This is a genomic window from Streptomyces sp. NPDC058880, from assembly GCF_042742535.1.
GTDB lineage: Bacteria > Actinomycetota > Actinomycetes > Streptomycetales > Streptomycetaceae > Streptomyces.
The window spans coordinates 1-24511 of record NZ_JBHYMC010000075.1; the positions used below are offsets into that span (position 1 = coordinate 1).

The 24511-nt window shown below is 71.6% G+C and carries 25 protein-coding genes; 10 read left to right on the forward strand and 15 right to left on the reverse strand.

The window, feature by feature from the left end; all coding sequences use genetic code 11:
• The first annotated feature begins 92 nt into the window (after positions 1-92).
• Both ACFW2G_RS29110 and ACFW2G_RS29115 read left to right on the forward strand, forming a co-directional pair.
• A complete protein-coding gene (locus ACFW2G_RS29110) occupies positions 93-1328 on the forward strand; it encodes a TerD family protein (protein WP_172671434.1) in 1236 nt (411 codons plus the stop codon).
• Positions 1329-1430: 102 nt separating this feature from the next.
• Positions 1431-1607 carry a hypothetical protein gene (locus tag ACFW2G_RS29115; protein WP_172671433.1) on the forward strand — a complete coding sequence of 59 codons (177 nt, stop codon included), beginning with the start codon at positions 1431-1433 and terminating at the stop codon, positions 1605-1607.
• 25 nt (positions 1608-1632) lie between these two features.
• Here ACFW2G_RS29115 and ACFW2G_RS29120 read toward each other — a convergent pair whose 3' ends face one another.
• Together ACFW2G_RS29120 and ACFW2G_RS29125 are read right to left on the reverse strand one after the other, a co-directional pair.
• On the reverse strand, positions 1633-3072 hold the full coding sequence (locus ACFW2G_RS29120) for an alkaline phosphatase PhoX (RefSeq protein WP_037930144.1): 1440 nt from the start codon (positions 3070-3072) through the stop codon (positions 1633-1635).
• 260 nt (positions 3073-3332) lie between these two features.
• Positions 3333-4826 carry a hypothetical protein gene (locus ACFW2G_RS29125; RefSeq protein WP_384582940.1) on the reverse strand — a complete coding sequence of 498 codons (1494 nt, stop codon included), beginning with the start codon at positions 4824-4826 and terminating at the stop codon, positions 3333-3335.
• 377 nt (positions 4827-5203) lie between these two features.
• Between ACFW2G_RS29125 and ACFW2G_RS29130 the strand changes: the two genes are divergently transcribed.
• The 3 genes from ACFW2G_RS29130 to ACFW2G_RS29140 all read left to right on the forward strand — a co-directional run bounded on the left by ACFW2G_RS29130 (position 5204) and on the right by ACFW2G_RS29140 (position 8002).
• A complete protein-coding gene (locus ACFW2G_RS29130) occupies positions 5204-7045 on the forward strand; it encodes an endonuclease/exonuclease/phosphatase family protein (RefSeq protein ID WP_384582943.1) in 1842 nt (613 codons plus the stop codon).
• A 65-nt stretch (positions 7046-7110) separates the two neighbouring features.
• Positions 7111-7596, forward strand: coding sequence for a GNAT family N-acetyltransferase (locus ACFW2G_RS29135; RefSeq protein ID WP_384582946.1), 486 nt, complete (start codon positions 7111-7113; stop codon positions 7594-7596).
• Between the two features lie 151 nt (positions 7597-7747).
• Entirely contained in the window at positions 7748-8002 is a 255-nt protein-coding gene (locus ACFW2G_RS29140; RefSeq protein ID WP_384454282.1) for a hypothetical protein, read from the forward strand.
• Between the two features lie 126 nt (positions 8003-8128).
• Here ACFW2G_RS29140 and dapD read toward each other — a convergent pair whose 3' ends face one another.
• Positions 8129-9109 (reverse strand): 2,3,4,5-tetrahydropyridine-2,6-dicarboxylate N-succinyltransferase, encoded by a 981-nt coding sequence (dapD, locus tag ACFW2G_RS29145; RefSeq protein WP_037930129.1) that lies wholly within the window; start codon positions 9107-9109, stop codon positions 8129-8131.
• Positions 9110-9118: 9 nt separating this feature from the next.
• Complete coding sequence (locus ACFW2G_RS29150; protein WP_384582970.1) at positions 9119-10348, reverse strand: MFS transporter; 1230 nt, start codon at positions 10346-10348, stop codon at positions 9119-9121.
• 95 nt (positions 10349-10443) lie between these two features.
• Here ACFW2G_RS29150 and ACFW2G_RS29155 point away from each other — a divergent pair, with 95 nt between their 5' ends.
• Positions 10444-11337 carry a winged helix-turn-helix transcriptional regulator gene (locus ACFW2G_RS29155; protein WP_037930125.1) on the forward strand — a complete coding sequence of 298 codons (894 nt, stop codon included), beginning with the start codon at positions 10444-10446 and terminating at the stop codon, positions 11335-11337.
• Here ACFW2G_RS29155 and ACFW2G_RS29160 read toward each other — a convergent pair.
• The 10 genes from ACFW2G_RS29160 to ACFW2G_RS29205 all read right to left on the reverse strand — a co-directional run bounded on the left by ACFW2G_RS29160 (position 11334) and on the right by ACFW2G_RS29205 (position 19011).
• Positions 11334-11879 carry a TetR/AcrR family transcriptional regulator gene (locus ACFW2G_RS29160; RefSeq protein ID WP_384582949.1) on the reverse strand — a complete coding sequence of 182 codons (546 nt, stop codon included), beginning with the start codon at positions 11877-11879 and terminating at the stop codon, positions 11334-11336. The genes ACFW2G_RS29155 and ACFW2G_RS29160 overlap by 4 nt on opposite strands.
• Positions 11879-12199, reverse strand: coding sequence for a multidrug efflux SMR transporter (locus tag ACFW2G_RS29165; RefSeq protein ID WP_037930119.1), 321 nt, complete (start codon positions 12197-12199; stop codon positions 11879-11881). Before ACFW2G_RS29165 ends, ACFW2G_RS29160 begins: the two co-directional genes overlap by 1 nt.
• Positions 12200-12387: 188 nt before the next feature.
• The gene (locus ACFW2G_RS29170; RefSeq protein WP_030027092.1) at positions 12388-12732 is read right to left on the reverse strand and encodes a metal-sulfur cluster assembly factor; all 345 of its coding nucleotides are present in this window, start codon (positions 12730-12732) and stop codon (positions 12388-12390) included.
• Entirely contained in the window at positions 12729-13190 is a 462-nt protein-coding gene (sufU, locus tag ACFW2G_RS29175) for a Fe-S cluster assembly sulfur transfer protein SufU (RefSeq protein ID WP_030846233.1), read from the reverse strand. The genes ACFW2G_RS29170 and sufU overlap by 4 nt, the downstream gene beginning before the upstream one ends.
• 22 nt (positions 13191-13212) lie before the next feature.
• Positions 13213-14469, reverse strand: a complete 1257-nt coding sequence (locus ACFW2G_RS29180; protein ID WP_030846237.1) for a cysteine desulfurase — start codon at positions 14467-14469, stop codon at positions 13213-13215.
• The gene (gene sufC, locus ACFW2G_RS29185; RefSeq protein ID WP_030846240.1) at positions 14466-15230 is read right to left on the reverse strand and encodes a Fe-S cluster assembly ATPase SufC; all 765 of its coding nucleotides are present in this window, start codon (positions 15228-15230) and stop codon (positions 14466-14468) included. The genes ACFW2G_RS29180 and sufC overlap by 4 nt, the downstream gene beginning before the upstream one ends.
• A 7-nt stretch (positions 15231-15237) precedes the next feature.
• Positions 15238-15555, reverse strand: coding sequence for a bifunctional 3-phenylpropionate/cinnamic acid dioxygenase ferredoxin subunit (locus tag ACFW2G_RS29190; RefSeq protein ID WP_030027083.1), 318 nt, complete (start codon positions 15553-15555; stop codon positions 15238-15240).
• Complete coding sequence (gene sufD / locus ACFW2G_RS29195) at positions 15555-16766, reverse strand: Fe-S cluster assembly protein SufD (RefSeq protein ID WP_384582952.1); 1212 nt, start codon at positions 16764-16766, stop codon at positions 15555-15557. Before sufD ends, ACFW2G_RS29190 begins: the two co-directional genes overlap by 1 nt.
• 71 nt (positions 16767-16837) lie before the next feature.
• Entirely contained in the window at positions 16838-18253 is a 1416-nt protein-coding gene (sufB, locus tag ACFW2G_RS29200; protein ID WP_037930110.1) for a Fe-S cluster assembly protein SufB, read from the reverse strand.
• Positions 18250-19011, reverse strand: a complete 762-nt coding sequence (locus tag ACFW2G_RS29205; RefSeq protein WP_037930107.1) for a metalloregulator ArsR/SmtB family transcription factor — start codon at positions 19009-19011, stop codon at positions 18250-18252. The genes sufB and ACFW2G_RS29205 overlap by 4 nt, the downstream gene beginning before the upstream one ends.
• 396 nt (positions 19012-19407) lie before the next feature.
• Between ACFW2G_RS29205 and ACFW2G_RS29210 the strand changes: the two genes are divergently transcribed.
• The 4 genes from ACFW2G_RS29210 to ACFW2G_RS29225 all read left to right on the forward strand — a co-directional run bounded on the left by ACFW2G_RS29210 (position 19408) and on the right by ACFW2G_RS29225 (position 23294).
• On the forward strand, positions 19408-20334 hold the full coding sequence (locus tag ACFW2G_RS29210) for an ABC transporter ATP-binding protein (protein ID WP_384582955.1): 927 nt from the start codon (positions 19408-19410) through the stop codon (positions 20332-20334).
• Positions 20331-21098 carry an ABC transporter permease gene (locus tag ACFW2G_RS29215; protein ID WP_037930101.1) on the forward strand — a complete coding sequence of 256 codons (768 nt, stop codon included), beginning with the start codon at positions 20331-20333 and terminating at the stop codon, positions 21096-21098. The genes ACFW2G_RS29210 and ACFW2G_RS29215 overlap by 4 nt, the downstream gene beginning before the upstream one ends.
• Positions 21099-21166: 68 nt before the next feature.
• On the forward strand, positions 21167-22300 hold the full coding sequence (locus tag ACFW2G_RS29220) for a hypothetical protein (RefSeq protein WP_384454298.1): 1134 nt from the start codon (positions 21167-21169) through the stop codon (positions 22298-22300).
• Positions 22301-22334: 34 nt separating this feature from the next.
• Positions 22335-23294, forward strand: coding sequence for a heme A synthase (locus ACFW2G_RS29225; protein WP_052031355.1), 960 nt, complete (start codon positions 22335-22337; stop codon positions 23292-23294).
• Positions 23295-23324: 30 nt separating this feature from the next.
• Here ACFW2G_RS29225 and ACFW2G_RS29230 read toward each other — a convergent pair whose 3' ends face one another.
• Positions 23325-24425 (reverse strand): amidohydrolase family protein, encoded by a 1101-nt coding sequence (locus ACFW2G_RS29230; RefSeq protein ID WP_384582958.1) that lies wholly within the window; start codon positions 24423-24425, stop codon positions 23325-23327.
• Positions 24426-24511: the final 86 nt, after the last annotated feature.

The window sequence follows — 24511 nt, forward strand, 5'->3', positions numbered from 1 at the left end:
GCGCCGGGGCGCGGCGCGACCGCCCCGGCGCCCGGCGGCGAAATATCGCCGAGGTAAGGGAACGGCAAAGCATCCCCGCTCGTTCTCCCGGCATGACCGCTATGACCCCTGGATCCAATCTGCCGCTCAACGCCGCCCGCGTGACGGTCGACGTGGCTGCGCCGGTGCGGCTCGACGTGTCCGCCCTGCTCCTCACGGCGGACGGCAAGGTGCGCTCCGACGCCGACTTCATCTTCTTCAACCAGCCCTCCGGGCCCGGCGTCACCTACCGGTCCGGTGGGGGCGCGGCACCGGACTCGGTCACCGTCGACACCTCCGCGGTGCCGCAGGGCATCGAGCGGATCGTGGTCACGGCCAGTCCCGACGCCGCCGGGCAGACCTTCCAGGGCATCGAGCCCACCGCCACCGTGCGCAATGCCGACGGCGGCACGGTGATCGCCTCGTTCACCCCGCCGCAGCTGGCCACCGAGACCGCGCTCGTCGTCGTCGAGATCTACCAGCGCGGCGGTGCCTGGAAGGTCCGCGCGGTCGGCCAGGGGTACGCCAACGGCCTGGCCGGCATCGCCACCGACTTCGGGGTCAGCGTGGACGAGGAGCCGGCTCCGGCGGCCGCCCCGCCCGCACCCGCGATGCCCCCCGCCCCGCCCGCCGGCCACCAGCCCTCCCCCTGGCTCACCGCCGGCGTCGGCACCCCCGCCCCGGTCACCCCCGCCCCGGCGCCCGCGCCCCCGGCCGCCCCGCCCGCCACCGGGAAGATCAACCTGGACAAGGGCCGGGTCAGCCTCCAGAAGAATCAGACCGTCTCCCTGGTCAAGGGCGGCCGACCGCTGCTCTCCCAGGTGAAGATGGGCCTGGGCTGGGAGCCCGCCTTCCGCGGCCGGGACATCGACCTCGACGCGTCCGTCATCGCGTACGGCCCGCAGCGCAACCACATCGACAGCTGCTACTTCGGCAAGCTGTCCATCCTGAACGGCGCCATCAAGCACTCGGGGGACAACCTCACGGGTGAGGGCGCGGGCGACGACGAGGTCATCGTCGTGGACCTCGGCCGGCTCCCCGCCGACGCCACCGGCCTGGTCTTCACGGTCAACTCCTTCTCCGGCCAGAAGTTCACCGAAGTGGCCAAGGCCTACTGCCGCCTGATCGACGCGGCCAGCGGCGAGGAGCTGGTGCGCTTCGACCTCACCGGCGCCGAGCCGCAGACGGGCGTGATGATGGCGAAGCTGATCCGTCAGTTCTCCGGCGAGTGGGAGATGACGGCCATGGGCGAGTTTGTGAAGTCGCGCACAGTGCGCGGCATGGTCAAGCCCGCCGCGCAGGCACTCTGAGCAGGTGGGCGGGCACAGGCCGCCACCGGACGGGTTCGCGGGTGATGGATGCCACGCGTTGTCCGTCAGTGGCTGTCAGTGCCCGCCCGTAGCCTAGGAAGCATGCACGAGTCACTCACACCCGCGGGGCCCGCCCGCCCGTCCGCCGCCGAGGCGAACGAGGCGATACGGCACCTCGTGGAGACCAGGGTGGACGGCGACTGGCCCTCCGAGGCGTACGAGTTCCTGCTCGCCGAGTGGGCCGAGGCCTCCCGCATGGAGGTCTCCCCGGCCCACTGAGCCCGCGATCCGGCCGGGCGGAGCGTCAGTGTGCGCGCCGCCACGGCCCGGTGATGGCCAGCATGATGCCGGGCTCCTGGATGTTGGCGTACAGGGTGCGTCCGTCGGGTGAGAAGCACACCCCGGTGAACTCGGAGTACTCGGGCTCCTCGGCCGAGCCGATGTTCAGCTCGTTGCGCGCCAGCGGGTAGGTGCGGCCCGATTCGGTGGCGCCGAACAGGTGTTGCAGCCCCGAGCCGTCCTCCGCGATGACCAGCCCGCCGTACGGCGACACGGTGATGTTGTCCGGGCCGTCATAGCCGCCGTCCGCGGCCGGGTCGGCGTTGACCCCGATGAGGACGGTCAGCCGGACCGTGCGCCGCTTGGGGTCGTAGAACCAGACCTGGCCGTCGTGCGCGGCGCCCGGGCTCTCCTCACGGGCGTAGGAGGAGACGAAGTACGCGCCTCCGTCGGCCCACCACATGCCCTCCAGCTTGCGTCCGCGAGTCACCACGTTGTCGGCGAACTGCCGCCGCACCGGCACCGTGCGCGCGTCGCGGTCCGGCACGTCCACCCAGTCCACGCCGTAGACGGTGCCGATCCGCGTGGCGCGCGAGAAGTCGTCGACGAACCGGCCCGAGCTGTCGATGCACTTGGCGGCCTGGAGCACACCGGCGTCGGGGGCGAGCGTACGGAGCCTGCCGCGGCCGTGCCGGAAGCCGTAGGGCGGGGTCCAGCGGTAGAGCAGCCCGTTGGGACCGGAGGCGTCCTCGGTCAGGTAGGCGTGGCCCTGGCGCGGGTCGATGACCACGGCCTCGTGGTCGTAGCGGCCGAAGGCCTTGACGGGCCGGGGATCGCGGTTGGCGCGGCGGTCGTGCGGGTCCACCTCGAAGACGTAGCCGTGGTCCTTGGTCATGCCGTTCTTGCCGGCGAGGTCCGAGTTCTCCTCACAGGTCAGCCAGGTGCCCCAAGGCGTTGCGCCGCCCGCGCAGTTGGTCGACGTACCGGCGATGCCGACCCACTCGGCGACCTCGCCGCCGCGCCGGACCTCGACCACGGTGCATCCGCCTGCCGCGGCCGGGTCGTAGACAAGGCCCTCGGCGAGCGGGACGGGGCGGGCCCAGTTCTCCCGCCGACCCTTGAGCTCGTGGTTGTTGACGAGGAGGGTGACGCCCCGCCCGCCCTCGAAGGCCGCGGTCCCGTCGTGGTTGGACGGGGTGGTCTCACCGGACTCCAGCCGGGTGACGCCGCTGTGCGTGATCACGCGGTACCGGAAGCCTGCGGGGAGGGCGAGGATGCCGGCCGGGTCGGGGACCAGCGGGCCGTAGCCGGGCTCACAGGGCCGCCCGTGCTGATCGTGGTGCGCGCCGTCCTCGGCCGCGAGCGCGCCCGGTGCGGTGGCGAGGGCGCCGACGGTCCCGGTGAGCGCGACTCCCGCGCCGGCGATGACGGTACGGGCGGTGAAGTCTCTGCGGCTGAGCGGCATCAGGTCTCCAGGGGTGGGGAGTGGTGCGCCTGTCGTGCGGTCGTCGGCGCACACGCTCCCGCCCGCACGTGAACGGCGGCTGAATTACCCACGAAGAGATACCGGCCCCTTGCCCGTCGACGGAATGGCCAGCTCCGGCCCAGGAACGGCGCATTGTCGCCAGCGCTCGGCGAGGGGCCCCCGGACCCGGCCACGACCGGACCCGGATCGGCCCCCGGACCGGCCGCGGACCAGCCCCGGACCGGCCACGATCCGAGCTCTCAGGGCCGGCGGGAGCGCGCCTTGAACGCGGCCCTGCGGGCCTCCTTCGCGGTCTTCGGGTCCGGGTGTAGCCGGCCCATCGCCTCCAGGACCCGTACGGTCGAGGGGTGCTCGACGCGCCACACCCGGTCGAAGAATCCCGTGTGATGTGCGGTCAGGGTCTCCATCAGAAGGGGTAGCTCCTCGGTCTCGCCGTCCGCTGCGAGCTGCGCCGCAATCGTGTCGACGGTCAGCCAGAACACCATCTCCGGGGCGGGCGCCGGTACGTCGGCCGCCCCGTGCTCCGCCAGCCAGACCCGGGCCAGACCGCCGAGCTCCGCCTCGTCCAGGACCGAGCGGACCACCGGCTCGGCCTCCGGGCCGGCCAGCGCGAGGGCCTGCTGGCAGCGCAGCCGGCGCAGCGGTCCGCCCTCGTCGTCCCCGCGTGCGGCGGCCAGCAGTTCGGCGACCGCGGCGGCGGGCTCGCGGTCCGCCATCCACTGCTCGATCTCGGCCTGCGCCGTGCGCTCGGGGTAGGAGGCGACGCCGTCGAGGAGTGCGTCGGCTCCCTTCGCGGCCAGTTCACCGAGGGCGGGGGCCGCCACTCCCGCCTCCAGCATCCGGGCGCGGATCCCGTAAAGGCCGAGCGGGGTCAGGCGGACCATGCCGTAGCGGGAGACGTCCTCGTCCCCCTCCGGCTCGCCGAGCGGCCCGTCCTCGTCGACCTGCGCCATCAGCTCCTCGTCGACGGGGCGGAATTCCACCAGTCCGATCGGTGCCAGCTGCCGGAACTGGTCGTCGAGGCGCATCATCGCGTCCGAGACCTGCTCCAGGACGGCGTCGCTCGGCTCGCCCATTCCGTCGGGCGCGACCATCGACGCGGCCAACACCGGAAGCGGAATTGGCCGGTCCGCGGTGCCGCCCTCTGCGGCGGTGAGCAGGTAGAGGTGGGCGAGGGCCTCGTCAAGGAAGTCCGCCTCGCGGCCCGGGTTCCAGTCCAGCCGGTCGAAGTCGATTCCCCCGTCCGTGTCCACCGCGTCGACCAGGTCCTCCAGGTCGGGCACGGCGGCGTCGGCGAGCACCGCCTCCAGAGCCGCCCGCCACAGGTCGAGCACGTCGCCGGGCGCCCCGCCCGTGACCAGCGCCAGGTCCTCGCCGGGCACGGCCGTGCCGTACGGGCCCTCGCCCGCCTCCCCCTCGGCGACCCCTTCACCGTCCGCGTCCTCCTCCGGCTCCGTCACGTCCACCAGGCCGGTGTCCACAGCCACCCGCCAGGCCTGGCTCGCGTCCCCGGCCGAGTCCTCGTCAGCCGCGTCGAGGCCGAGGTGGGCGGCGGCTCCGGGAAGCTGGTCGGCCGCCAGTTCGCCGGCGGCACCGACACGGGTGGCGGGCCCTGCCCAGCGGGCCAGTCGCACGGCTCGCGCGAACAGCGGGGCGCCGAGGGCGTCGCGCGCCAGCTCCGCATCGGAGTGCAGCCGTACCGGCGGCAGTGTGGGGTGCGACTCAGCGGACATGGGAACGGTCTCCTCGCGGACGCGGTGGTGAAGGGCAGGCCGTGACGGTTCGGCCGGGCGGCCGGACCGTCATACGCGCCCGATTACCGGCGACATGGCCGACATGACGGGGCAGGGCGGGCATGGCGGATGTGGTGCAGATGACAGCCGTGGCCGTCGTACGGCGACCCAGCGTAGACGCATATCGGGCGTGCCCGGCGGGCCATCGCCGTTGGTTCATCCCACAGTCGGCCGCCGTCTCCCCTGGAGGGCTTGACAACTTTGCTGGCAACACAGGAAATTGACGCGCGTAGACGTTCGGGGGCTGACCAACCCCCCACAGATTTCGCTGTTCGCAGCCTCTTCCTGCCCTTCTCCCACACCGGAGTTTCCTGACCATGCGCTCCTCGCATCCCCGCTCCGCCGCCGTCGCGGCCCTCGTCGCCTCCGCGCTGGCCACCGGCCTGCTCGCGGGCTCCGCCGACGCGGCCGAGGGCGCGGCGTCCGCCGACCCGGTCCGCATCCACGACATCCAGGGCACCACCCGGATATCCCCGCTCAACGGCCAGCAGGTGGCCGGCGTCGAGGGCATCGTGACGGGCGTGCGGACCTACGGCTCGCGCGGTTTCTGGATCCAGGACCCCGACGCCGACGACAACGACGCGACGAGTGAGGGCATCTTCGTCTTCACCAGCTCCGTCCCGACCGTCGCCGTGGGCGACGCGGTGAAGGTCGACGGCACGGTCGGCGAGTACATCCCCGGCGGCGTGAGCTCCGGCAACCAGTCGGTGACCCAGATCTCCAAGCCGACGGTCACCGTGGTCTCCTCCGGCAACGTGTTGCCCGAGGCCACCGCGATCAACGAGTACACGGTGCCCGCCGAGTACACCCCGGCCGGCGATCCGGCCGCCGGCGGCAGCATCAACGGCCTGACGCTGGAGCCCTCGCGCTACGCCCTGGACTACTACGAGTCCCTTGAGGGCATGAACGTCAAGATCGGCACCTCGCGCGTCGTCGGCGCCACCGACCCGTACTCCGAGCTCTGGGTCACGGTCAAGGGCTGGGAGAACACCGCCAGGCGCGGCGGCACCATCTACGGCTCCTACGAATCCCAGAACACCGGGCGCCTGCAGATCCAGCAGCTCGCGCCGATCGCCGAGCAGCCCTTCCCCGTGGCCAACGTGGGCGACAAGCTGACCGGGACCACGCAAGGCCCGCTGGACTTCAACAAGTTCGGCGGCTACACGCTGGTGGCCCGCACCCTCGGTACCGTCAAGGCGGGCCCCATCGCCCCCGAGAAGACCAAGCCGCAGGCCCAGCAGGAGCTCGCGGTGGCCACCTACAACGTCGAGAACCTCGACCCGACGGACCCGCAGGAGAAGTTCGACGCGCTGGCGAAGGCCGTCGTCGAGAACCTGTCCTCTCCCGACATCCTCGCCCTGGAGGAGATCCAGGACGACAACGGCGCCAAGAACGACGGCACGGTCTCGGCCGAGCAGACGCTCACGAAGTTCACCACTGCCATCGCGGCGGCGGGCGGCCCGTCCTACCAGTGGCGGAGCGTCGACCCCCAGGACAAGAAGGACGGCGGCGAGCCCGGCGGCAACATCCGCCAGGTGTTCCTCTTCAACCCGGCGCGGGTCTCCTTCACCGAGCGCGCCCCCGGCGACGCGGTGACGGCGACGGGCGTGGTCAAGGAGAACGGCAAGACCCACCTGACCCACTCCCCCGGCCGCGTCGACCCGGCGAACCCGGCGTGGGCCGACAGCCGCAAGCCGCTCGCCGGCGAGTTCGTCTTCCGCGGCAAGACGGTCTTCGTGATCGCCAACCACTTCGGTTCAAAGGGCGGCGACGAGAGCCTGACCTCGCACCACCAGCCGCCGCTGCGTTCCTCGGAGACCAAGCGGCTGCTCCAGGCGCAGGCCGTGAACGGCTTCGTGAAGCAGATCCTGGCAGAGGACAAGAACGCCAACGTCCTCGTCCTGGGCGACATCAACGACTTCGAGTTCTCCGCGACCACCGAGGCCCTGGCGGACGGCGGGGCGCTGTACCCGGCCATCAAGTCGCTGCCGAAGTCGGAGCGTTACTCGTACGTCTACCAGGGCAACGCGCAGGTGCTGGACCAGATCCTGACCAGCCCGGCCATCAAGAAGTTCACGTACGACAGCGTGCACATCAACGCCGAGTTCGCTGCCCAGAACAGCGACCACGACCCGCAGGTGCTGCGCTTCCGCCCGTAATCCGGACGGCAGGAGGGTCAGGGGCCCGGCCGCCGTCCCGGCCGGTCCCCTGCCACAATCCCGTCATGATCTTCCGTGTCGCCACCCGCCGTGACCTTCCGGCCGTACTCGCCCTGCTCGCCGACGAGGACCGGGTTCTCGACCCGGCCGCGACGGCGGTCAGCGAGGAGCACGAGCGGGCCTTCGCCGCGATCGAGTCGGACGCCCGCAACGAGATGCTGGTCCTCACGGACCGGGATGCGGATACGGCTGTGGATGCGGAGAGGGGCGAGGTGATCCTCGGCTGCCTGCAGCTGACGTACATACCGGGTCTGGGCCGGGGCGGTCGGGAGCGTGCCCTGGTGGAGGCCGTACGGGTCCGCGCGGACCGGCGGGGCGAAGGGGTGGGCGCGGAGCTGATGCGGCTGGCCGTCGAGCGGGCCCGCGGGCGCGGCTGCGGCCTGGTCCAGCTCACCAGCAGCAAGCGGCGCACGGCGGCCCACCGCTTCTACGAGCGGCTGGGCTTCGCGCGCAGCCACGAGGGGTTCAAGCTGCCACTGGAACGGCCGTGACGGGCGGGCCCCGGGCAAGATGGGGACTTTCGACCCTGGCGTGACGCTCGCCACATCCCTACCGAATCGACCGGTTGTGGTGTTGAGTGTCTGCACGCCCGATCTTGTCCCGGCCCGTCGCACGCGCCGCCCGCATCCCTGGAGGATCCTGGTGTTCCCCTCGATCGCCCTCGCCCAGGAAACCGGTCTCGCCGTCCTGTTCGCGGCAGCGCTCGTCTGGGTGGTCGGCCTGGGCCACACGCTGTGGGACAGCCGCATCCACCGGCCGGAGCCCGCCGCGGCCGAGGCCCTGCCGATGATCCCGGCCCAGCGCACCTCGGCCGCGCACCCGATGGAGTCGGTCCAGCTGACCGAGGCCGAGGAGCAGGCCTTCGCGGGCCTGATCCGCCGGATGCCCCTGCACTGAGCGCCTGCGGCACCCGGGCCACACCCCGCGCGCCGCACCGCCCGGCCCTGCCCACGCCAAGGCGCCCTCCCGGCGGGCCACGGCGGCTCGGGGAGGGCGCTGCGCGACGGGTACGGCCGCCGGTGATCAGTTGTGGCTGTGCAGGACCTCGTTCAGGCCGCCCCAGTTGGCCTTGTACGGGCGGGCCTCGACGGCACCGGTCACCGAGTTGCGGCGGAAGAGGATGTTGTCGGCGCCGGAGAGCTCCAGGGCCTTGACGACCTGGCCGTCCGGCAGGGTGACGCGGGTGCCGGCGGTGACGTAGAGGCCGGCCTCGACCACGCACTCGTTGCCGAGGGCGATGCCGATGCCCGCCTCGGCGCCGATCAGGGTGCGCTCGCCGATCGAGATGATCTGCTTGCCGCCGCCCGAGAGGGTGCCCATGGTGGAGGCGCCGCCGCCGATGTCGGAGCCGTCGCCGACGACGACGCCCGCGGAAATGCGGCCTTCGACCATGGAGGTGCCCAGGGTACCGGCGTTGAAGTTGACGAAGCCCTCGTGCATGACGGTGGTGCCCTCGGCGAGGTGCGCGCCGAGCCGGACGCGGTCGGCGTCGGCGATGCGCACGCCCTTGGGGGCGACGTAGTCGGTCATCCGCGGGAACTTGTCGATCGAGGTGACCTGGAGGTGCAGGCCCTCGGCGCGGGCGTTGAGGCGGACGGTCTCGACCTGGTCGACGGCGACCGGGCCCAGAGAGGTCCAGGCGACGTTGGTCAGCAGGCCGAAGACGCCGTCGAGGTTCTGGCCGTGCGGCTTGACCAGGCGGTGGCTGAGCAGGTGCAGGCGCAGGTACGCGTCGTGCGCGTCCAGCGGCTTGTCCTCAAGGGAGGCGATCACCGTGCGGACGGCTACGACCTCGACGCCGCGGACCGCGTCCGTACGGATCGCCTTGGCCGCGGCGGCGCCGAGGTGCTCCACGGCCTGCTCGGCGGTGAGGCGCTCGGTGCCGGCCGGGCCGGGCTCGGCGACCAGCTCGGGGGCGGGGAACCAGGTGTCGAGGACGGTGCCGTCGGCGGTGATGGTGGCAAGTCCGGCGGCGACGGCGCCGGTGGTACGCGTAGCAGTCATGCCCGAAACCTAACCGGCGACGGCCTGAGGTTGCGAACCGGTCTCATGTGCCGGTCGGGCCTCGTGTCGCCGCGGACGGGCCCAGGCGTACAGCACCGCCGCGCCCGCCGCGCCCGCAAGCCCGGCGCACAGCGGCCACAGCAGCCCGGGCGCGGCCGAGTAGAGCGCTCCGCCCAGCGGCGGGCCGATGACGACCCCGCTGACCGAGATCCCCGCGTACAGGCTCTGGAACCGTCCGACGGCGTGCTCGGGCGACTCGTCGGCGACGTACGCGGTGGCGGTCGTCTTGTAGAGGATCTCCCCGAGGCTCAGCAGGACCATCATCGCCACGGCGCTCGCGACGCCCGCACCGAGCAGCAGTGCCGCGTACCCGGCGCCGACCAGCACCAGCCCGGCGGCGATCACCGGCAGCGCCGGCCGCTCGCGCAGGGCCGCGGCGGCGGGCAGCTCCAACAGGAGGATCACCCCGCCGTTGAGGGCGATCACGAGGCCGAAGGCGCGCGGGTCCAGGCCGTGGTCGGCGAGGAAGACGGGGAAGGTGGAGTACTGCTGGCGGTAGACGACGTCGGTCACCAGGATCGCGCCGAGCAGCACCAGCAGCGCGGGCCGGGAGCGCAGTTCGGCGACGAGTCCGCGGCCCCGACCCCCGTCCGGGGCCGCGGAGGTCCGGCGCCCGGCGCCGCGTGCCGGGACGACGCGGGCGGTCCACAGGGCGAAGAACAGGGTTCCGGCGCCGTCGGCGATGAAGAGCCAGTCGTAGGAGAGTCCGGTCGCGATCAGGGCGCCCAGCGGAGGCCCGAGGGTGAAGCCGCCGTTGGACGCGCAGCGCACGAGGGCGAAGGCCTGGCGGCGGCCCCCCTCCGGGACGACGACCGCGACGAGTGCGGAGTTGGCCGCCCGGATCACGCCGGAGGCGTACTGGGCCACCGGCATGGCCAGGAAGAGGAGCGGAGTGGGCAGCAGCGGGAAGGCCGCGAGGGCCAGTCCGCCGAGCGTGGCGGCGGCGAGGAGCACCCGGCGGTGGCCGAAGCGGTCCCCGTACCAGCCGCCGCTGAAGTTTCCCGCGACCAGACCGAGCCCGCTGATGCCGCTGACGAGGCCGGCCTGGGCGGCGTCGAGGCCCCGCGGGCCGGTCAGGTAGAGGAAGACGAAGACGAAGGTGAAGCTGACGACGGCGTTGACGAAGACCCCCGCGGCCAGCAGCCACACGACCCTCGGTATGTCCTTGAACCCCTGCAGCACACCCGTGTCCCCCCACCTCAGACCAGTAAGTTCCCTTTGGGAACGGACTATGTCAGCATGACAGCCTTGGGTCAACGGACAAAGGAGCTCCCATGGCCCAGCGCACACACCTCGGCGACGCGGACTGCGCCATCGCCCAGGCCCTCGACGTGGTGGGCGACTGGTGGACGCTGCTGATCGTGCGCGACGCGGCACGCGGCCTGCACCGCTTCGACGAGCTCCAGCGCGAGCTGGGCGTGTCCCGCAAGGTGCTCGCGGAGCGGCTGAAGCTGCTCGTCGAGGCCGGGGTGCTGTCGCGGGAGCCGTACCAGGAACGTCCGGTGCGGCACGAGTACCGGCTGACCCCGCGCGGGCGGGGGCTGCTGCCGGTCCTGGTGGCCCTCCAGGACTGGGGTGATACCTGGGTCCTGGGAGAGGGAGAGATGACGGCGACGACCGACGAGGCATCGCACGAGGCGGAACGGGTGCACGCACTGCGGGGCACCCGCGTGCCGCCGCTGCTGCTGCCGGACCGATTCGGCGGGCTCAGCGACCCGGTGGCGGACACCGCGTTCACGGTCCTGTACTTCTTCCCCGGCGCCTACGCGCGGGCCGAGTCCTACCCGCCCGGCTGGGGCGGGATCCCGGGCGCCAAAGGGTGCACCTTCGAGTCCTGCACGTACCGCGACCAGCTCGCCGAGTTCACGGCCGCCGGCGCCACCGTGCACGGGGTCTCGACCCAGCGCCCCGACGAACAGCGGGAGTTCGCGGAGCACGAGCTGCTGCGCTTCCCGCTCCTCTCGGACGCCGATCTGGGCCTGACGGCCGCGCTGCGCCTGCCGACGTTCCGCGCGGCGGGAGTGAGCCGGATCAAGCGGCTGACCCTGGTCGTGGACCGCGACCGCACGGTGCGCGAGGTGATCTACCCGATCCGCGACATCGAGGCGAGCGTGCGGGCGGCCCTGTCGGCCGTCCGCGCCGCCGGCCTCCCTGGACAGAACACCTAGCTCAACACCCGGGCCAGGACCTCGCGGGCGTACGACTCGTCGTACTCGGCATCCGCCAACAGGACCTGCAGGATGACGCCGTCCATCACGGCCACCAGCGCCCGGGCCGTGACCGGGTCGGTCCGCGGGGTCAACGCCTCGGACGCTGCTGCACACCACTCGGCGGCCACCGGCCGCAGGGCCGGGCGCCGCAGCGCCGCCAGGTAGAGCTCGTACTCCAACTCGACCCGACCCCGGTCCGCCGCCAGGAACTCCCCCAGGAGGCGGGCCAGCGCCCCGGCGAGGTCCGCCTCGGGGTCGGTCAGCGCGGGCGAGTCGGCGACCGCCTGCGCGAAGCCCTCGTTCGCCTGCCGCAGCGCCGCGACCAGCAGATCGTCCAGCGTCTTGAAGTGGTACGTCGTCGAGCCCAGCGGCACGTCGGCCTCCGCTGCCGCACTGCGGTGGCTCAGCCCGGCGATGCCCTTGGCTCCCACCACCCGCAGCGCGGCGTCGATGATCCGCTGCCGCCGGTCCGGGTCGTAGCGGCGCCCGCCCCCCGGCATCAGTGCGCCCCGCCCAGGTTCAGCAGGACCACCCCTCCGATCACGAGGGCAATCCCGGCGATCTTCGCCGCGGTGGCCGCCTCCCCCAGGAACACCATGCCGATCGCGGCGATGGCGGCGGTGCCGACGCCGGCCCATATCGCGTAGGCCGTGCCGACCGACATGGACTTCAGCGTCTGCGCGAGCAGGGTGAAGGCTATGGCGTATCCCAGCAGGGTGCCGAGCGATGGCCACAGCTTCGTGAAGCCGTCGCTGTACTTCATGGCGGTGGTGCCGGCGACCTCGGCGGCGATGGCTGCGGCGAGCAGGACATAGGGCATGCGTACAAAGGTACACATCGATGCGTACACCCGTACACACGAAGGCGGCCGCACGCCCCGACCGACCGCCGCAAGGACGGCCCTCCGGGAGCACGGCCCTCCGAGCCGGGACACAGCCGGGGACCCGGAAAGCAGCGAGGTCCCCCGGCACGGGCGTGCCGGGGGACCTCCTGTGCGAGCGGGGTGGTTCAGACGTTGAAGCCGAGCGCGCGGAGCTGCTCGCGGCCATCGTCCGTGATCTTGTCAGGGCCCCACGGCGGCATCCAGACCCAGTTGATCCGGAGTTCGTTGACGATGCCGTCCGTCGCGGACTTCGCCTGGTCCTCGATGACGTCCGTCAGCGGGCAGGCCGCCGAGGTCAGGGTCATGTCGAGGGTGGCGATGTTCGCGTCGTCGATGTGGATGCCGTAGATCAGGCCCAGGTTGACGACGTCGATGCCCAGCTCGGGGTCGACGACGTCGTAGAGGGCCTCACGGACCTCCTCCTCGGTGGCCGGCTTGGTCGACGCCTCGGGCGTCGCGTTCTCGGTCATGCCGTCTTCCTCTCCGCGTCGCCCAGAGCCTGGGCGGTCGCGTCCTTCCACGCCATCCAGCTCAGCAGGGCGCACTTCACACGGGCCGGGTACTTGGAGACGCCGACGAACGCGACCGCGTCCTCCAGCACCTCCTCCATGGCCTCGTCGGGCTCGATCTTGCCCTTGGACTGCATCATCTCCAGGAACACGGCCTGGATCTTCTGCGCCTCGGCCAGTTCCTTGCCCACGAGCAGCTCGTTCAGCACGGAGGCACTGGCCTGGCTGATGGAGCAGCCCTGGCCCTCGTAGCTGACATCCGTCAGCTTCTCACCGTCGTACTTCACGCGCAGCGTGATCTCGTCGCCGCACGTCGGGTTGACGTGGTGCACCTCGGCGTCGCCGTCGCGCAGGCCACGCCCGTGCGGGTGCTTGTAGTGGTCCAGGATCAGTTCCTGGTACATCGAATCCAGCTTCACTGCGTCCTCGTCGCCTCGTCCGTCAGCCGAAGAAGTTCCGTACGTGCTCCAGCCCGTCGACCAGCGCGTCGACGTCGGCCGGAGAGGAGTACAGGTAGAAAGACGCTCGCGTCGTCGCCGGAATTCCGTAGCGCAGGCAGACGGGACGCGCGCAGTGGTGTCCCACACGGACCGCGATGCCCTGCTCGTCCAGCACCTGGCCGACGTCGTGCGGGTGGATGTCGCCGAGCACGAAGGAGATCGCGGCTCCGCGGTCCTCGGCCGTGGTCGGGCCGATGATCCGCAGGTCAGGCACCTCGGCGAGGCGCTTGATCGCGTACTCGGTGATCGCGTGCTCGTGCGCGGCGATCTTGTCCATGCCGATCGAGGTCAGGTAGTCCACGGCCGCGCCGAGGCCGACGGCCTGGGCAATCGGGGGCGTGCCCGCCTCGAACTTGTGCGGCGCGGGGGCGTAGGTCGAGGCGTGCATCGACACGGTCTCGATCATCTCGCCGCCGCCGAGGAACGGAGGCAGGTCCTCCAGGAGCTCCTGGCGGCCCCACAGGACGCCGATGCCCGTCGGTCCGCACATCTTGTGACCGGTGAAGGCCACGAAGTCGGCACCGAGTGCCTGCACGTCCAGGGGCATGTGCGGGGCAGCCTGGGAGGCGTCGATCAGCACCAGCGCGCCCACGTCCTGGGCGCGCCGGACGATCGCCTCGACCGGGTTGACCGTGCCCATGATGTTGGAGACCAGCGTGAAGGAGACGATCTTCGTCTTCTCCGTGATGACCTCTTCGATGTCGGACAGGTCGAGCCGGCCGTCGTCGGTGAGGCCGAACCACTTCAGCTTCGCGCCGGTGCGCTGCGCGAGCAGCTGCCACGGCACGATGTTGGAGTGGTGCTCCATCTCCGTGATGGCAATCTCGGTCTCGCGGTCGACCCGGTAGGGCTCGTCCGCCCAGCCGAGCATGTTCGCGACCAGGTTGAGCGACTCCGAGGCGTTCTTGGTGAAGATCACCTCATCGCGGCTCGGCGCGTTGATGAAGGCGGCGACCTTGTCGCGGGCGCCCTCGTACAGCGCCGTGGCCTCCTCTGCGAGCACGTGCACGCCGCGGTGGACGTTCGCGTTGTGCTGCTCGTAGTACTCGTTCAGCGCGTCGAGCACCTGGCGCGGCTTCTGCGAGGTCGCGGCGTTGTCCAGGTAAACGATCTTCTTCCCGTCGTGGACCACACGATCCAGCAGGGGGAAGTCCTTGCGGATCGCCTCGATGTCGAGGAGGCCAGGCAGCTGTGTCACGCGGTCGCGCCACCCTTCACGTACTTGTCGTAGCCCTCGTTCTCCAGCTGGTCGGCGAGCTCGGCGCCACCGGACTCGGCGATGCGGCCGTTCGCGAACACGTGCACGAAGTCGGGCTTGATGTAGCGCAGGATGCGCGTGTAGTGGGTGATCAGCAGGGTGCCGACCTCACCGGTCTCGCGGACGCGGTTGACGCCCTCGGAGACGATGCGCAGGGCGTCGACGTCGAGGCCCGAGTCGGTCTCGTCGAGGATCGCGATCTTCGGCTTCAGAAGCTCCAGCTGGAGGATCTCGTGGCGCTTCTTCTCACCGCCGGAGAAGCCCTCGTTGACGTTGCGCTCGGCGAAGGCCGGGTCCATCTGGAGCTGCTCCATCGCGGACTTGACCTCCTTCACCCAGGTGCGCAGCTTCGGCGCCTCGCCGCGGATGGCGGTGGCGGAGGTGCGCAGGAAGTTGGAGACCGAGACGCCGGGGACCTCGACCGGGTACTGCATGGCGAGGAAGACGCCGGCGCGGGCGCGCTCGTCGACGGACATCTCCAGGACGTCCTCGCCGTCGAGGGTCACCGTGCCGCCGGTGATCGTGTACTTCGGGTGCCCGGCGAGGGAGTACGCCAGCGTGGACTTGCCGGAGCCGTTCGGACCCATGATGGCGTGCGTCTCACCCTGCTTGACGGTGAGGTCGACGCCCTTGAGGATCTCGCGGGCGCCGTTCTCGGCCTCGACGGAGACGTGCAGGTCGTGGATTTCAAGCGTTGCCATGGATACCTCAGGACTCCTGGGTGAGGGAGACGAGCACGTCGTCCCCTTCGATCTTTACGGGGTATACGGGGACGGGGCGCGTCGCGGGCAGACCGGAGGGCTTTCCGGTGCGCAGGTCGAAGGCCGACCCGTGCAGCCAGCACTCGATCATGCAGTCCTCGACCTCGCCCTCCGAGAGCGAGACGTTCGCGTGCGAGCAGATGTCGTTGATGGCGAACACCTCCCCGTCGGTGGAGACGATGGACACCGGCGTACCGTCGAGCTCCACCCGCTTGGGGGTGTTCTCCTCCAGCTCGCTCAGCGCGCAGGCCTTGACGTAGTTCATCAGACGGAACCCTGGAGCTCGGCCTCGATCTTGGAGATCAGTCGCTCCTCGATGTCGTCGACACCGATCTGCTGGACGAGCTCGGCGAAGAAGCCGCGGACGACCAGGCGGCGGGCCTCGTCGGCCGGGATGCCACGGGCCTGCAGGTAGAAGAGCTGCTCGTCGTCGAAGCGGCCGGTCGCGGAGGCGTGTCCGGCACCGACGATCTCGCCGGTCTCGATCTCCAGGTTCGGCACGGAGTCGACCCGCGCGCCGTCGGTGAGGACGAGGTTGCGGTTCATCTCGTACGTATCGGTGCCCTCGGCGCTCTTCTCGATGAGCACGTCGCCGATCCAGACGGCGTGGGCGTCCTGCCCCTGCAGGGCGCCCTTGTAGACCACGTTCGACGTGCAGTGCGGCGCGTCGTGCGTGACCAGGAGGCGGTGCTCCTGGTGCTGGCCCGCGTCCGTGAAGTACAAGCCGAGCATCTCGGCCTCGCCGCCGGGGCCGGCGTAGGTGACGCGCGGGTGCAGGCGGACGAGGTCGCCGCCGAAGGTGACGACCACGGACTTGAAGCTCGCGTCGCGGCCGATGAGGGCGTTGTGCTGCGAGGTGTGGACGGCGGTGTCGTCCCAGTCCTGGACGGACACGAAGGTCACCTTGGCGCCGTCGCCGACGAGGAGGTCCACGTTGGCGGCGCGCACGCCGTCGCCGGTGTGGTCGATCACGATGATCGCCTCGGCGAAGGGCTTCACGTCGAAGACGGTGTGGCCGAAGGTCGTGCCGCCCTCACCGTGCAGGGCGACCCGGATCGGCTCGGTGAGCACGGTCTCCTTCGGCACGGTGACGACCGTGGCCTTGGCGAAGGAGGAGAAGGCCTGTGCGGCGACGCGGTCGACGGGGGTGCCGGCCGTGCCGATCCGCTCGTCGCCGCGCTCCACGGACTCGACGATGACGCCCTCGGGGGCGTCGATCTGGGCCTTCATGGTGCCGTCCGCGACCGCTGTGCCGTCGTGCAGGCCCCGGAGGCGGGCGAGCGGGGTGAACCGCCACTCCTCCTCACGGCCGTGCGGAACCGGGAAGTCGGCCACGTCGAAGGACGGGGGCGCGCTCATCCGGGTGGCGACGGTGGATTCGGCGGCCACCGCGATCGCGCCGGCGGTGGTGGAGCCCGCCGCGGGGGTACCGCCCTGAACCGTCAGGTTCTTGGGGGCGTTCTGAGCCTCAGCCATGGCTGTCGTCTTGCTCTCTTCCTACGTCTACAGAATCGTCGAGGTGCTGCGGTGCTCGGGCGGTCGGTGGGTCAGCCGACCGAGCCCTCCATCTGCAGCTCGATCAGCCGGTTGAGCTCCAGCGCGTACTCCATGGGCAGCTCCTTCGCGATCGGCTCGACGAAGCCGCGCACGATCATGGCCATGGCCTCGAACTCGGTGAGGCCGCGCTGCATGAGGTAGAAGAGCTGGTCGTCGGAGACCTTGGAGACGGTCGCCTCGTGGCCCATCGTCACGTCGTCCTCGCGGACGTCGACGTACGGGTACGTGTCCGAGCGGGAGATCGTGTCCACGAGCAGCGCGTCGCACAGCACATTGGACTTGGAACCGGCGGCGCCCTCGCCGATCTCGACCAGACCGCGGTAGGAGGTGCGGCCACCGCCACGGGCCACCGACTTGGAGACGATGTTCGAGGAGGTGTTCGGCGCCATGTGGACCATCTTGGAGCCGGCGTCCTGGTGCTGTCCCTCGCCCGCGAAGGCGATGGACAGGGTCTCGCCCTTGGCGTGCTCGCCCATCAGGTACACGGCCGGGTACTTCATGGTGACCTTGGAACCGATGTTGCCGTCGATCCACTCCATGGTCGCGCCCTCGTACGCCACGGCGCGCTTGGTGACCAGGTTGTAGACGTTGTTCGACCAGTTCTGGATCGTCGTGTAGCGGCAGCGGCCGCCCTTCTTCACGATGATCTCGACGACGGCGCTGTGCAGGGAGTCCGAGGAGTAGATCGGGGCGGTGCAGCCCTCGACGTAGTGGACGTAGGCGTCCTCGTCGACGATGATCAGCGTCCGCTCGAACTGGCCCATGTTCTCCGTGTTGATGCGGAAGTAGGCCTGGAGCGGGATGTCCACGTGGACACCCTTGGGGACGTAGATGAACGAGCCGCCGGACCACACCGCGGTGTTCAGCGACGCGAACTTGTTGTCGCCGACCGGGATGACCGTGCCGAAGTACTCCTGGAAGAGCTCCGGGTGCTCCTTGAGCGCGGTGTCCGTGTCGAGGAAGATCACGCCCTGCTCCTCCAGGTCCTCACGGATCTGGTGGTAGACGACCTCGGACTCGTACTGGGCCGCGACACCGGCGACGAGGCGCTGCTTCTCCGCCTCCGGGATGCCGAGCTTGTCGTACGTGTTCTTGATGTCCTCGGGCAGGTCCTCCCAGGAAGCGGCCTGCTTCTCGGTGGAGCGCACGAAGTACTTGATGTTGTCGAAGTCGATGCCCGAGAGGTCGGAGCCCCACATCGGCATGGGCTTCTTGTCGAACAACCTCAGGCCCTTGAGGCGGAGGTTCAGCATCCACTCCGGCTCGGACTTCTTCGCCGAGATGTCGCGGACGACGTCCTCGGACAGACCCCGCTTGGCGGCGGCACCGGCCGCGTCGGAGTCGGCCCAGCCGTATTCATAGGTGCCCAGGCCATCGAGCTCAGGGTGAGCGGTCTCCGTGGTCATGCGGGGTTCCTCCCGGCCGTACTTGCAGATACTGATGTGTCGGTCTGTGTGGTGCCCGCGCTGCGCGGAATGAACGTCGTGCACACTCCGTCGCCATGGGCGATCGTGGCGAGGCGCTGCACGTGCGTCCCGAGCAGGCGTGAGAAGACCTCGGTCTCCGCCTCGCAGAGCTGCGGGAACTGCTCGGCCACGTGGGCGACCGGGCAGTGGTGCTGGCAGAGCTGTTCACCGCTGTGCGGACCGGGAGCGCTCTTCGCCGTAGCAGCGTACCCGTCCTGCGTCAACGCCTTGGCAAGGGCCTCCGCGCGACCCCCGGGGGCGGCCGCCTCGACGGCCTCCCGGTAGGTCTGCGCCTGCGCTTCCATCCGGGCCCTGGCGAAGGCGGCGACGGCCGCCTCGCCCTGCTCGCCGCCGCCGACGGACTGCGCGATCCAGCGCAGGGCGTCCGCGGCGAGCGTGTCGTAGGACTGGTCGAAGGCGTCGCGGCCGCAGTCGGTGAGCGCGAAGACCTTGGCGGGCCGACCCCGGGTCCGCGCTCCGTACACACGCCGCTCACGGGCTTCGACCACGTCGTCGGCGACGAGCGTGTCGAGGTGGCGGCGGACGGCGGCCTGGGTGAGGCCGAGGCGCTGCGCGAGGTCGGCGACGGTGGACGGGCCGTGGTCCAGGATCGAGCGCGCCACCCGGTTGCGGGTTGACCGCTCCCCGGTGGTGAGCTCCCCCTGGGGGGCCTCGTTCTGCCGTTCGCCGTATTTCACAACGCCATTGTTGCGTAATTAACCGAGCTCGGACAAGCCGTGACGGACGCCACGCCTGGTGGCCTCCATCACTAAGGGTTACCTTATTTATCTACGGAGAGTTATTCGGAAGAGATTATTCCGAATGGCTCCCGTTGTTGCTCCGGGGCCGCCGCGCGGCTCCCACCAGCACGCACGCACCCCCGGCCGGCCCGGGCGTCCGGCCCGCCGGCACGGGGAGAAGATCACCGAAACCGGATCGGCCGCGCCTGTCCGCCGGGCTGGAAAAAGCCGTGTCCGCCAGCTCTGCCCGCGCATCCCGGGCGTCCGGCACCCCACCGCTCCGGCACCCGGGGGCCCGGCTCCCGGCCACCCGGCACCCGGGGCCCTGCCCGCAGCTCCGTAGACTCACCCACCATGAGCAACGACCCCGCCGTGGAGATCCGCGGACTGGTGAAGCGGTACGGCGCCAAGACCGCGGTGGACGGGCTGGACCTCACCGTCCGCAGGGCCTCCGTCACCGCGGTCCTCGGTCCCAACGGCGCGGGCAAGACCACCACGGTGGAGACCTGCGAGGGCTACCACCGCCCCGACGCCGGCACCATCCGCGTCCTCGGCCTGGACCCGGTGACCCAGGCCGAGGCGCTGCGCCCGCGGACCGGCGTGATGCTCCAGTCCGGAGGCGTCTACTCCGGGGCCCGCGCCGTCGAGATGCTGCGCCACATGGCCAAGCTGTACGCGCACCCGCTCGACCCCGACGTCCTGGTGGAACGCCTCGGCCTGGGCAGCTGCGGCCGCACCCCCTACCGGCGGCTCTCCGGCGGCCAGCAACAGCGCCTGGCCCTGGCCATGGCCGTCGTGGGCCGCCCCGAGCTGGTCTTCCTCGACGAGCCCACCGCCGGCTTGGACCCGCAGGCCCGCCGTGCCACCTGGGACCTCGTACGGGAGCTGCGCGCCGACGGGGTCACTGTCGTCCTCACCACCCACCACATGGACGAGGCCGAACAGCTCGCGGACGAGGTCGCCATCGTGGACGCGGGCCGGGTCATCGCCCACGGCAGCCCCGAGCAGCTGTGCCGCGGCGGCGCCGAGAACACCCTGCGTTTCACCGGTCGCCCCGCCCTGGACCTCCCCTCTCTGCTGAAGGCGCTGCCCGACGGCACCCAGGCGGCCGAGGTCACCCCGGGCGTCTACCGGGTGACCGGGGAGGTGGACCCGCAGCTGCTGGCCACCGTCGCCTCCTGGTGCGCACAGAACGGTGTCATGCCCGACAGCCTGTCGGTGGAGCGGCACACCCTCGAAGACGTCTTCCTGGAACTGACCGGTAAGGAGCTGCGCGCATGAGCGCCGGTACGTTCACCCCCCGCCCGGGGGCCGCGCCCGTGTCCCGCATGATCCTCGCGCAGACGGCGCTGGAGACCCGGATGCTGCTGCGCAACGGCGAGCAGTTGCTGCTCACCGTGATCATTCCGGCGCTGCTCCTGGTGCTGTTCTCCGCCGTCGACATCGTCGACACGGGTGCCGGGGAATCGGTGGACTTCCTCGCCCCCGGCATCCTCGCCCTCGCCGTGATGTCCACCGCGTTCACCGGCCAGGCCATCGCCACCGGCTTCGACCGCCGCTACGGCGTGCTCAAGCGGCTCGGGGCCTCCCCGCTGCCGCGCTGGGCTCTGATGGCCGCCAAGACCCTCTCGGTGCTGGTCACCGAGGTGCTGCAGATCGCCCTGCTGACGGCGATCGCCCTCGCGCTGGGCTGGTCCCCGCAGGGGGACCCGCTGTCGGTCGCCGCGCTGGTCCTGCTGGGCACCGCCGCCTTCTCGGGGCTCGGACTGCTGATGGCCGGGACCCTGAAGGCAGAAGCCACCCTGGCCGCGGCCAACCTGGTGTTCCTGCTGCTGCTGGTCGGCGGCGGGGTGATCGTGCCGATGGAGAAGTTCCCGGGCGCCGTTCAGTCCGTCCTGGGGCTGCTGCCCATCTCGGCCCTCTCCAACGGTCTGCGCGAGGTGCTCCAGCAGGGAGCGGCGCTGCCGTGGGGTGACGCGGCCGTGCTCACGGCCTGGGCCGTACTCGGTCTGGGCGCCGCCGCCCGCCTCTTCCGCTGGGAATGAAACCCTTTCCCTCGCGGCGGCGCAGCCGCGAGGATGGGCGCCTCCACACATGAAGCCGGGGGGCGGACATGGTGCAGCGGGAGGCCGTTCTTCGGCTGGACGAGCGGTGGGCGCGGGTGCGGGCGGGGGTCGCACAGGCGGAGCCGGCGGAGCAGGAGGGGCTCCTCGACGAGCTGATCGGGGCCCTGCGCGCGCTCACCGACGACCCCGAGTGCACCGCGCTGCTGGGGCTGCGCCTCGCCGACCGGGCGGCCCTGCGGTTCGCCGCGGGGGACCGCGCGGGCGCCCTCGCCACCATCGAGGAGGGTCTGCGCAGTTCCGAACGCGCCGCCCGGCACACCCCGGAGTACGCCCGTTGGTACGCCCGCGGGCTGATCAACCACGGGGTGTGGCTGGCCTGGCCGCTGAGCGACGCGGACCGGCTGCCGCGGCACCCGCTGGGCGCGGCCGCCGACCAGGGCCCCAGCGCCATGGAGCGGGCCGCCGGCGAGCGCGCCCGGGACCTCACCCGTACCGCGGTGGAGGTCTGGGCCGGACTGGACCAGCGGGATCCGGTCAACCGGCAGGGCCTCGCCCAGGCCAAGGTGTTCCTCGGGGACCGCCTCGCCGAGCTGGGCCTCACCGAGGACGCGGTGGCCTGGGCCGTGGACGCGGAGGCCGACTTCCGCCGGCTGCTCCTGGCCGATCCCGCCGCGGAGGAGGCCGAGGCCGCCGAAGAGGCCCTCGACCACATCGGCCGCCAGCTGGAGCTGCGCCTGCGCTACCTGGCCTTCGACGAGCTGGTGGGCCTGCGCACACGGGGCCTGCTGCCCGAGCGGCTGCTGCCCCGGGCCGTGGTGGCCGCCCGCATCCGGTCGGTGGAGGAGCCCGAGATCGCATCCCGGCTGCACCTCGGCGCCGAGCAGGTGCGCACGATGCTGGAGGTCACCCCCTGGCTCGCGGTGTGGCGCTTCGACGTCCGCGGCGCCGACGGGTTGTGGCACGCGCTCCCGCACCCCTGGCGCGGTGCCACGGAGGTGCGGAACCGGACGGCCCAGGACGTCGCATCCTCCCTGGTACGCGGCTTCACGCTGTCGCCGGACCATCCGGGCGACGCCGCGCACTGGCGGGTGCTGCTCTGGTGGCACGAGGAGGGCGACCCCGCCGGGGCCAGGTTCCGGCTGCTCTCCGCCCCCGACGCACCGCCCCCCACCCCCTCGTGAAAGTTTGCACAAGGGGTCGCCTACGATATGGGGCGTGTTGAACCCCCTCGCATTCATCGCCAGCCGCTGGACCCCGTCACCCCGGATCGTCCGGCGGGCCGCGCTCGCCGCGCTCGTCATGAGCGTGGCCATCGTCGTCACCGGCGGCGCGGTGCGACTGACCGGATCCGGTCTCGGCTGCGACACCTGGCCCAAGTGCACCGACGACAGCCTGATCGTGACGCAGGAGCAGGGCTTCCACGGCGCCATCGAGTTCGGCAACCGGATGCTGACGTACGTGCTCTGTGCCGCCGTCGGCTGGGTGATCCTCGCGGCGCGCTCGGCCGAGCCCTGGCGCCACTCGCTGACCAGGCTCGGCTGGCTCCAGTTCGCCATCGTGATGAGCAACGCCGTGCTCGGCGGCATCACCGTGCTGACGGGCCTCAACCCCTACAGCGTGGCCGGGCACTTCCTCCTCGCCACCACGCTGATCGCGGTGACGACCCTCACCTGGCAGCGCGCCGGCGAGGGCGACACCGCCCCCCGCCCGCGCGTCCCCGGCCCGGTGGGCAAGCTGTCGTGGGCCCTGATCGCCAGCACCCTCGTGCTGATCGCCGCGGGCACGGTGGTCACCGGCTCCGGCCCGCACGCCGGCGACAGCAGCGAGATCAAGCGGATGCCCTTCGACTGGGAGGTCACCGCGCACGTGCACGCGATCGCCGCCTGGCTGGTCTGCGCGCTGGCCGTCGCGATGTGGCTGGTGCTGCGCGTGGTCGACGCACCCGCCGACACCCGGGCGCGCGCCCGCGACCTGCTGCTCGTCCTGCTCGCCCAGGGCGGCATCGGCTACGTGCAGTACTTCACCGACGTGCCCGAGGTCCTGGTCGCCGTGCACATGCTGGGCTCCTGCCTGGTGTGGGTCGCCGTGCTCCGGCTGGCCCTGAGCCTGCGGGAACGGCCGGCCACCGAAGCGGGCACACCCGCTCCCGCGGACGCCCGGCTCTCCACCGTCTGAGCCGTCCCGGCCGTCCGCTCCGGGCCGTCCTCACGGCCGGTCCAGCCGATAGACGCGGCGGGCGTTGCCCGCCGCGACCATGGCCGCCACCCGCTCCGCGTCCCGCCAGGACCAGGACCCCTCGGCGACCCAGCCGCCCAGCACCCGGGCCAGCGCCTCGCGGAACACCAGGGCGCCCACCGCGTGCAGTTCGGGCAGCCGCCGCCCCCCGCTGGAGAACAGCACCTTCCCGAACGGGGCGAGCTCCAGCAGCTCGGCCAGGACCGCCGTGGCCCGCGCCCCGGTCCGCCCCAGGCCCGCGCCGGCGTCGGCGTAGACGTGCGGGAAGGCCTCCGCGAGCCGCGCCGTGTGCCGGTGGTGCGGATATCCGCCGAGCAGCACCAGCCGGGTGCCGAAACCCGCGGTGGCCCGTACGAATCCGGTCAGCACCGCGGGATCCCCCGCGCCCGTGTGCAGTTGGAGCGGCAGCCCGGACGCCACCGCGCTCCAGAGCAGGTGCCGCAGGAGTACGGGGTCCGCCACGGCTCCCCCGCGCGGCCGCCCGGCCAGCCAGCGTCCGGCCGCTCCGCGCACCTCTCCCGGACCGGGCGGATCGGGATCCAGGCCCGTGCCCTGCGCGCCGTCGGGACGGGCCGGGGTCGCGGAGCAGGCAAAGGCCGCGGCACCCGAGGCAGCGTGGTGGATCGCCTCGGCCAGATTGGCGAGGAAGGCGGCCACCGTCCCGGAGGTGTCGGCGACCTGTTCGGCCAGTGACTCCAGCCGTACGGTCTCGAAGGCCTCGGCGTCGGCGGCGAGCGCCATCTCCTTGGGCGCGGTGAGGTCCTCGGCCGGGCCGGTGGCGACCAGGTAGGCGGCGACCCCGGACCCCCGCAGCAGCCGCCGCGCGGACTCGGCCGGGCCCAGCTCGCGGCGCCGGGCCAGATAGCGGGCGGGGGCGGCGTGCGGCTCCAGCCCCAGCAACGGCGGGCACCAGCGGCGGACCGCGAAACCGGTCTGGGTGTCGAAGAAGGTGGTGCCGGCGGCGGGCGGGCCGGCCGAGCGGATCAGCTGGGCCTCGAAGGTGCCCAGGCCCAGCTCCGTACGGAGGACTCCGTGGCAGTACTGGTCCACCAGGGGCGGCGTTTCGATCATCCGGGCATCCCGTTGCGGACGTGGGGAAGGCGCTTCCACACGTCCTAACGGGTGAGCGGGGTGTGAGGTGTTGCTCGGGCTGTTGA

Coding starts and splice junctions, on each gene's coding strand:
- ACFW2G_RS29135 (WP_384582946.1), top strand. CDS start 7,111: ATGATCTTCCGTGTCGCCACCCGCCGTGACCTTCCGGCCGTACTCGCC.
- ACFW2G_RS29155 (WP_037930125.1), top strand. CDS start 10,444: ATGGCCCAGCGCACACACCTCGGCGACGCGGACTGCGCCATCGCCCAG.
- ACFW2G_RS29120 (WP_037930144.1), bottom strand. CDS start 3,072: ATGCCGCTCAGCCGCAGAGACTTCACCGCCCGTACCGTCATCGCCGGC.
- ACFW2G_RS29110 (WP_172671434.1), top strand. CDS start 93: ATGACCGCTATGACCCCTGGATCCAATCTGCCGCTCAACGCCGCCCGC.
- ACFW2G_RS29130 (WP_384582943.1), top strand. CDS start 5,204: ATGCGCTCCTCGCATCCCCGCTCCGCCGCCGTCGCGGCCCTCGTCGCC.
- dapD (WP_037930129.1), bottom strand. CDS start 9,109: ATGACTGCTACGCGTACCACCGGCGCCGTCGCCGCCGGACTTGCCACC.
- ACFW2G_RS29160 (WP_384582949.1), bottom strand. CDS start 11,879: ATGCCGGGGGGCGGGCGCCGCTACGACCCGGACCGGCGGCAGCGGATC.
- ACFW2G_RS29190 (WP_030027083.1), bottom strand. CDS start 15,555: ATGAACTACGTCAAGGCCTGCGCGCTGAGCGAGCTGGAGGAGAACACC.
- sufD (WP_384582952.1), bottom strand. CDS start 16,766: ATGGCTGAGGCTCAGAACGCCCCCAAGAACCTGACGGTTCAGGGCGGT.
- ACFW2G_RS29115 (WP_172671433.1), top strand. CDS start 1,431: ATGCACGAGTCACTCACACCCGCGGGGCCCGCCCGCCCGTCCGCCGCC.
- ACFW2G_RS29165 (WP_037930119.1), bottom strand. CDS start 12,199: ATGCCCTATGTCCTGCTCGCCGCAGCCATCGCCGCCGAGGTCGCCGGC.
- ACFW2G_RS29125 (WP_384582940.1), bottom strand. CDS start 4,826: ATGTCCGCTGAGTCGCACCCCACACTGCCGCCGGTACGGCTGCACTCC.
- ACFW2G_RS29170 (WP_030027092.1), bottom strand. CDS start 12,732: ATGACCGAGAACGCGACGCCCGAGGCGTCGACCAAGCCGGCCACCGAG.
- ACFW2G_RS29215 (WP_037930101.1), top strand. CDS start 20,331: ATGAGCGCCGGTACGTTCACCCCCCGCCCGGGGGCCGCGCCCGTGTCC.
- ACFW2G_RS29230 (WP_384582958.1), bottom strand. CDS start 24,425: ATGATCGAAACGCCGCCCCTGGTGGACCAGTACTGCCACGGAGTCCTC.
- ACFW2G_RS29220 (WP_384454298.1), top strand. CDS start 21,167: ATGGTGCAGCGGGAGGCCGTTCTTCGGCTGGACGAGCGGTGGGCGCGG.
- sufB (WP_037930110.1), bottom strand. CDS start 18,253: ATGACCACGGAGACCGCTCACCCTGAGCTCGATGGCCTGGGCACCTAT.
- ACFW2G_RS29210 (WP_384582955.1), top strand. CDS start 19,408: ATGAGCAACGACCCCGCCGTGGAGATCCGCGGACTGGTGAAGCGGTAC.
- sufC (WP_030846240.1), bottom strand. CDS start 15,230: ATGGCAACGCTTGAAATCCACGACCTGCACGTCTCCGTCGAGGCCGAG.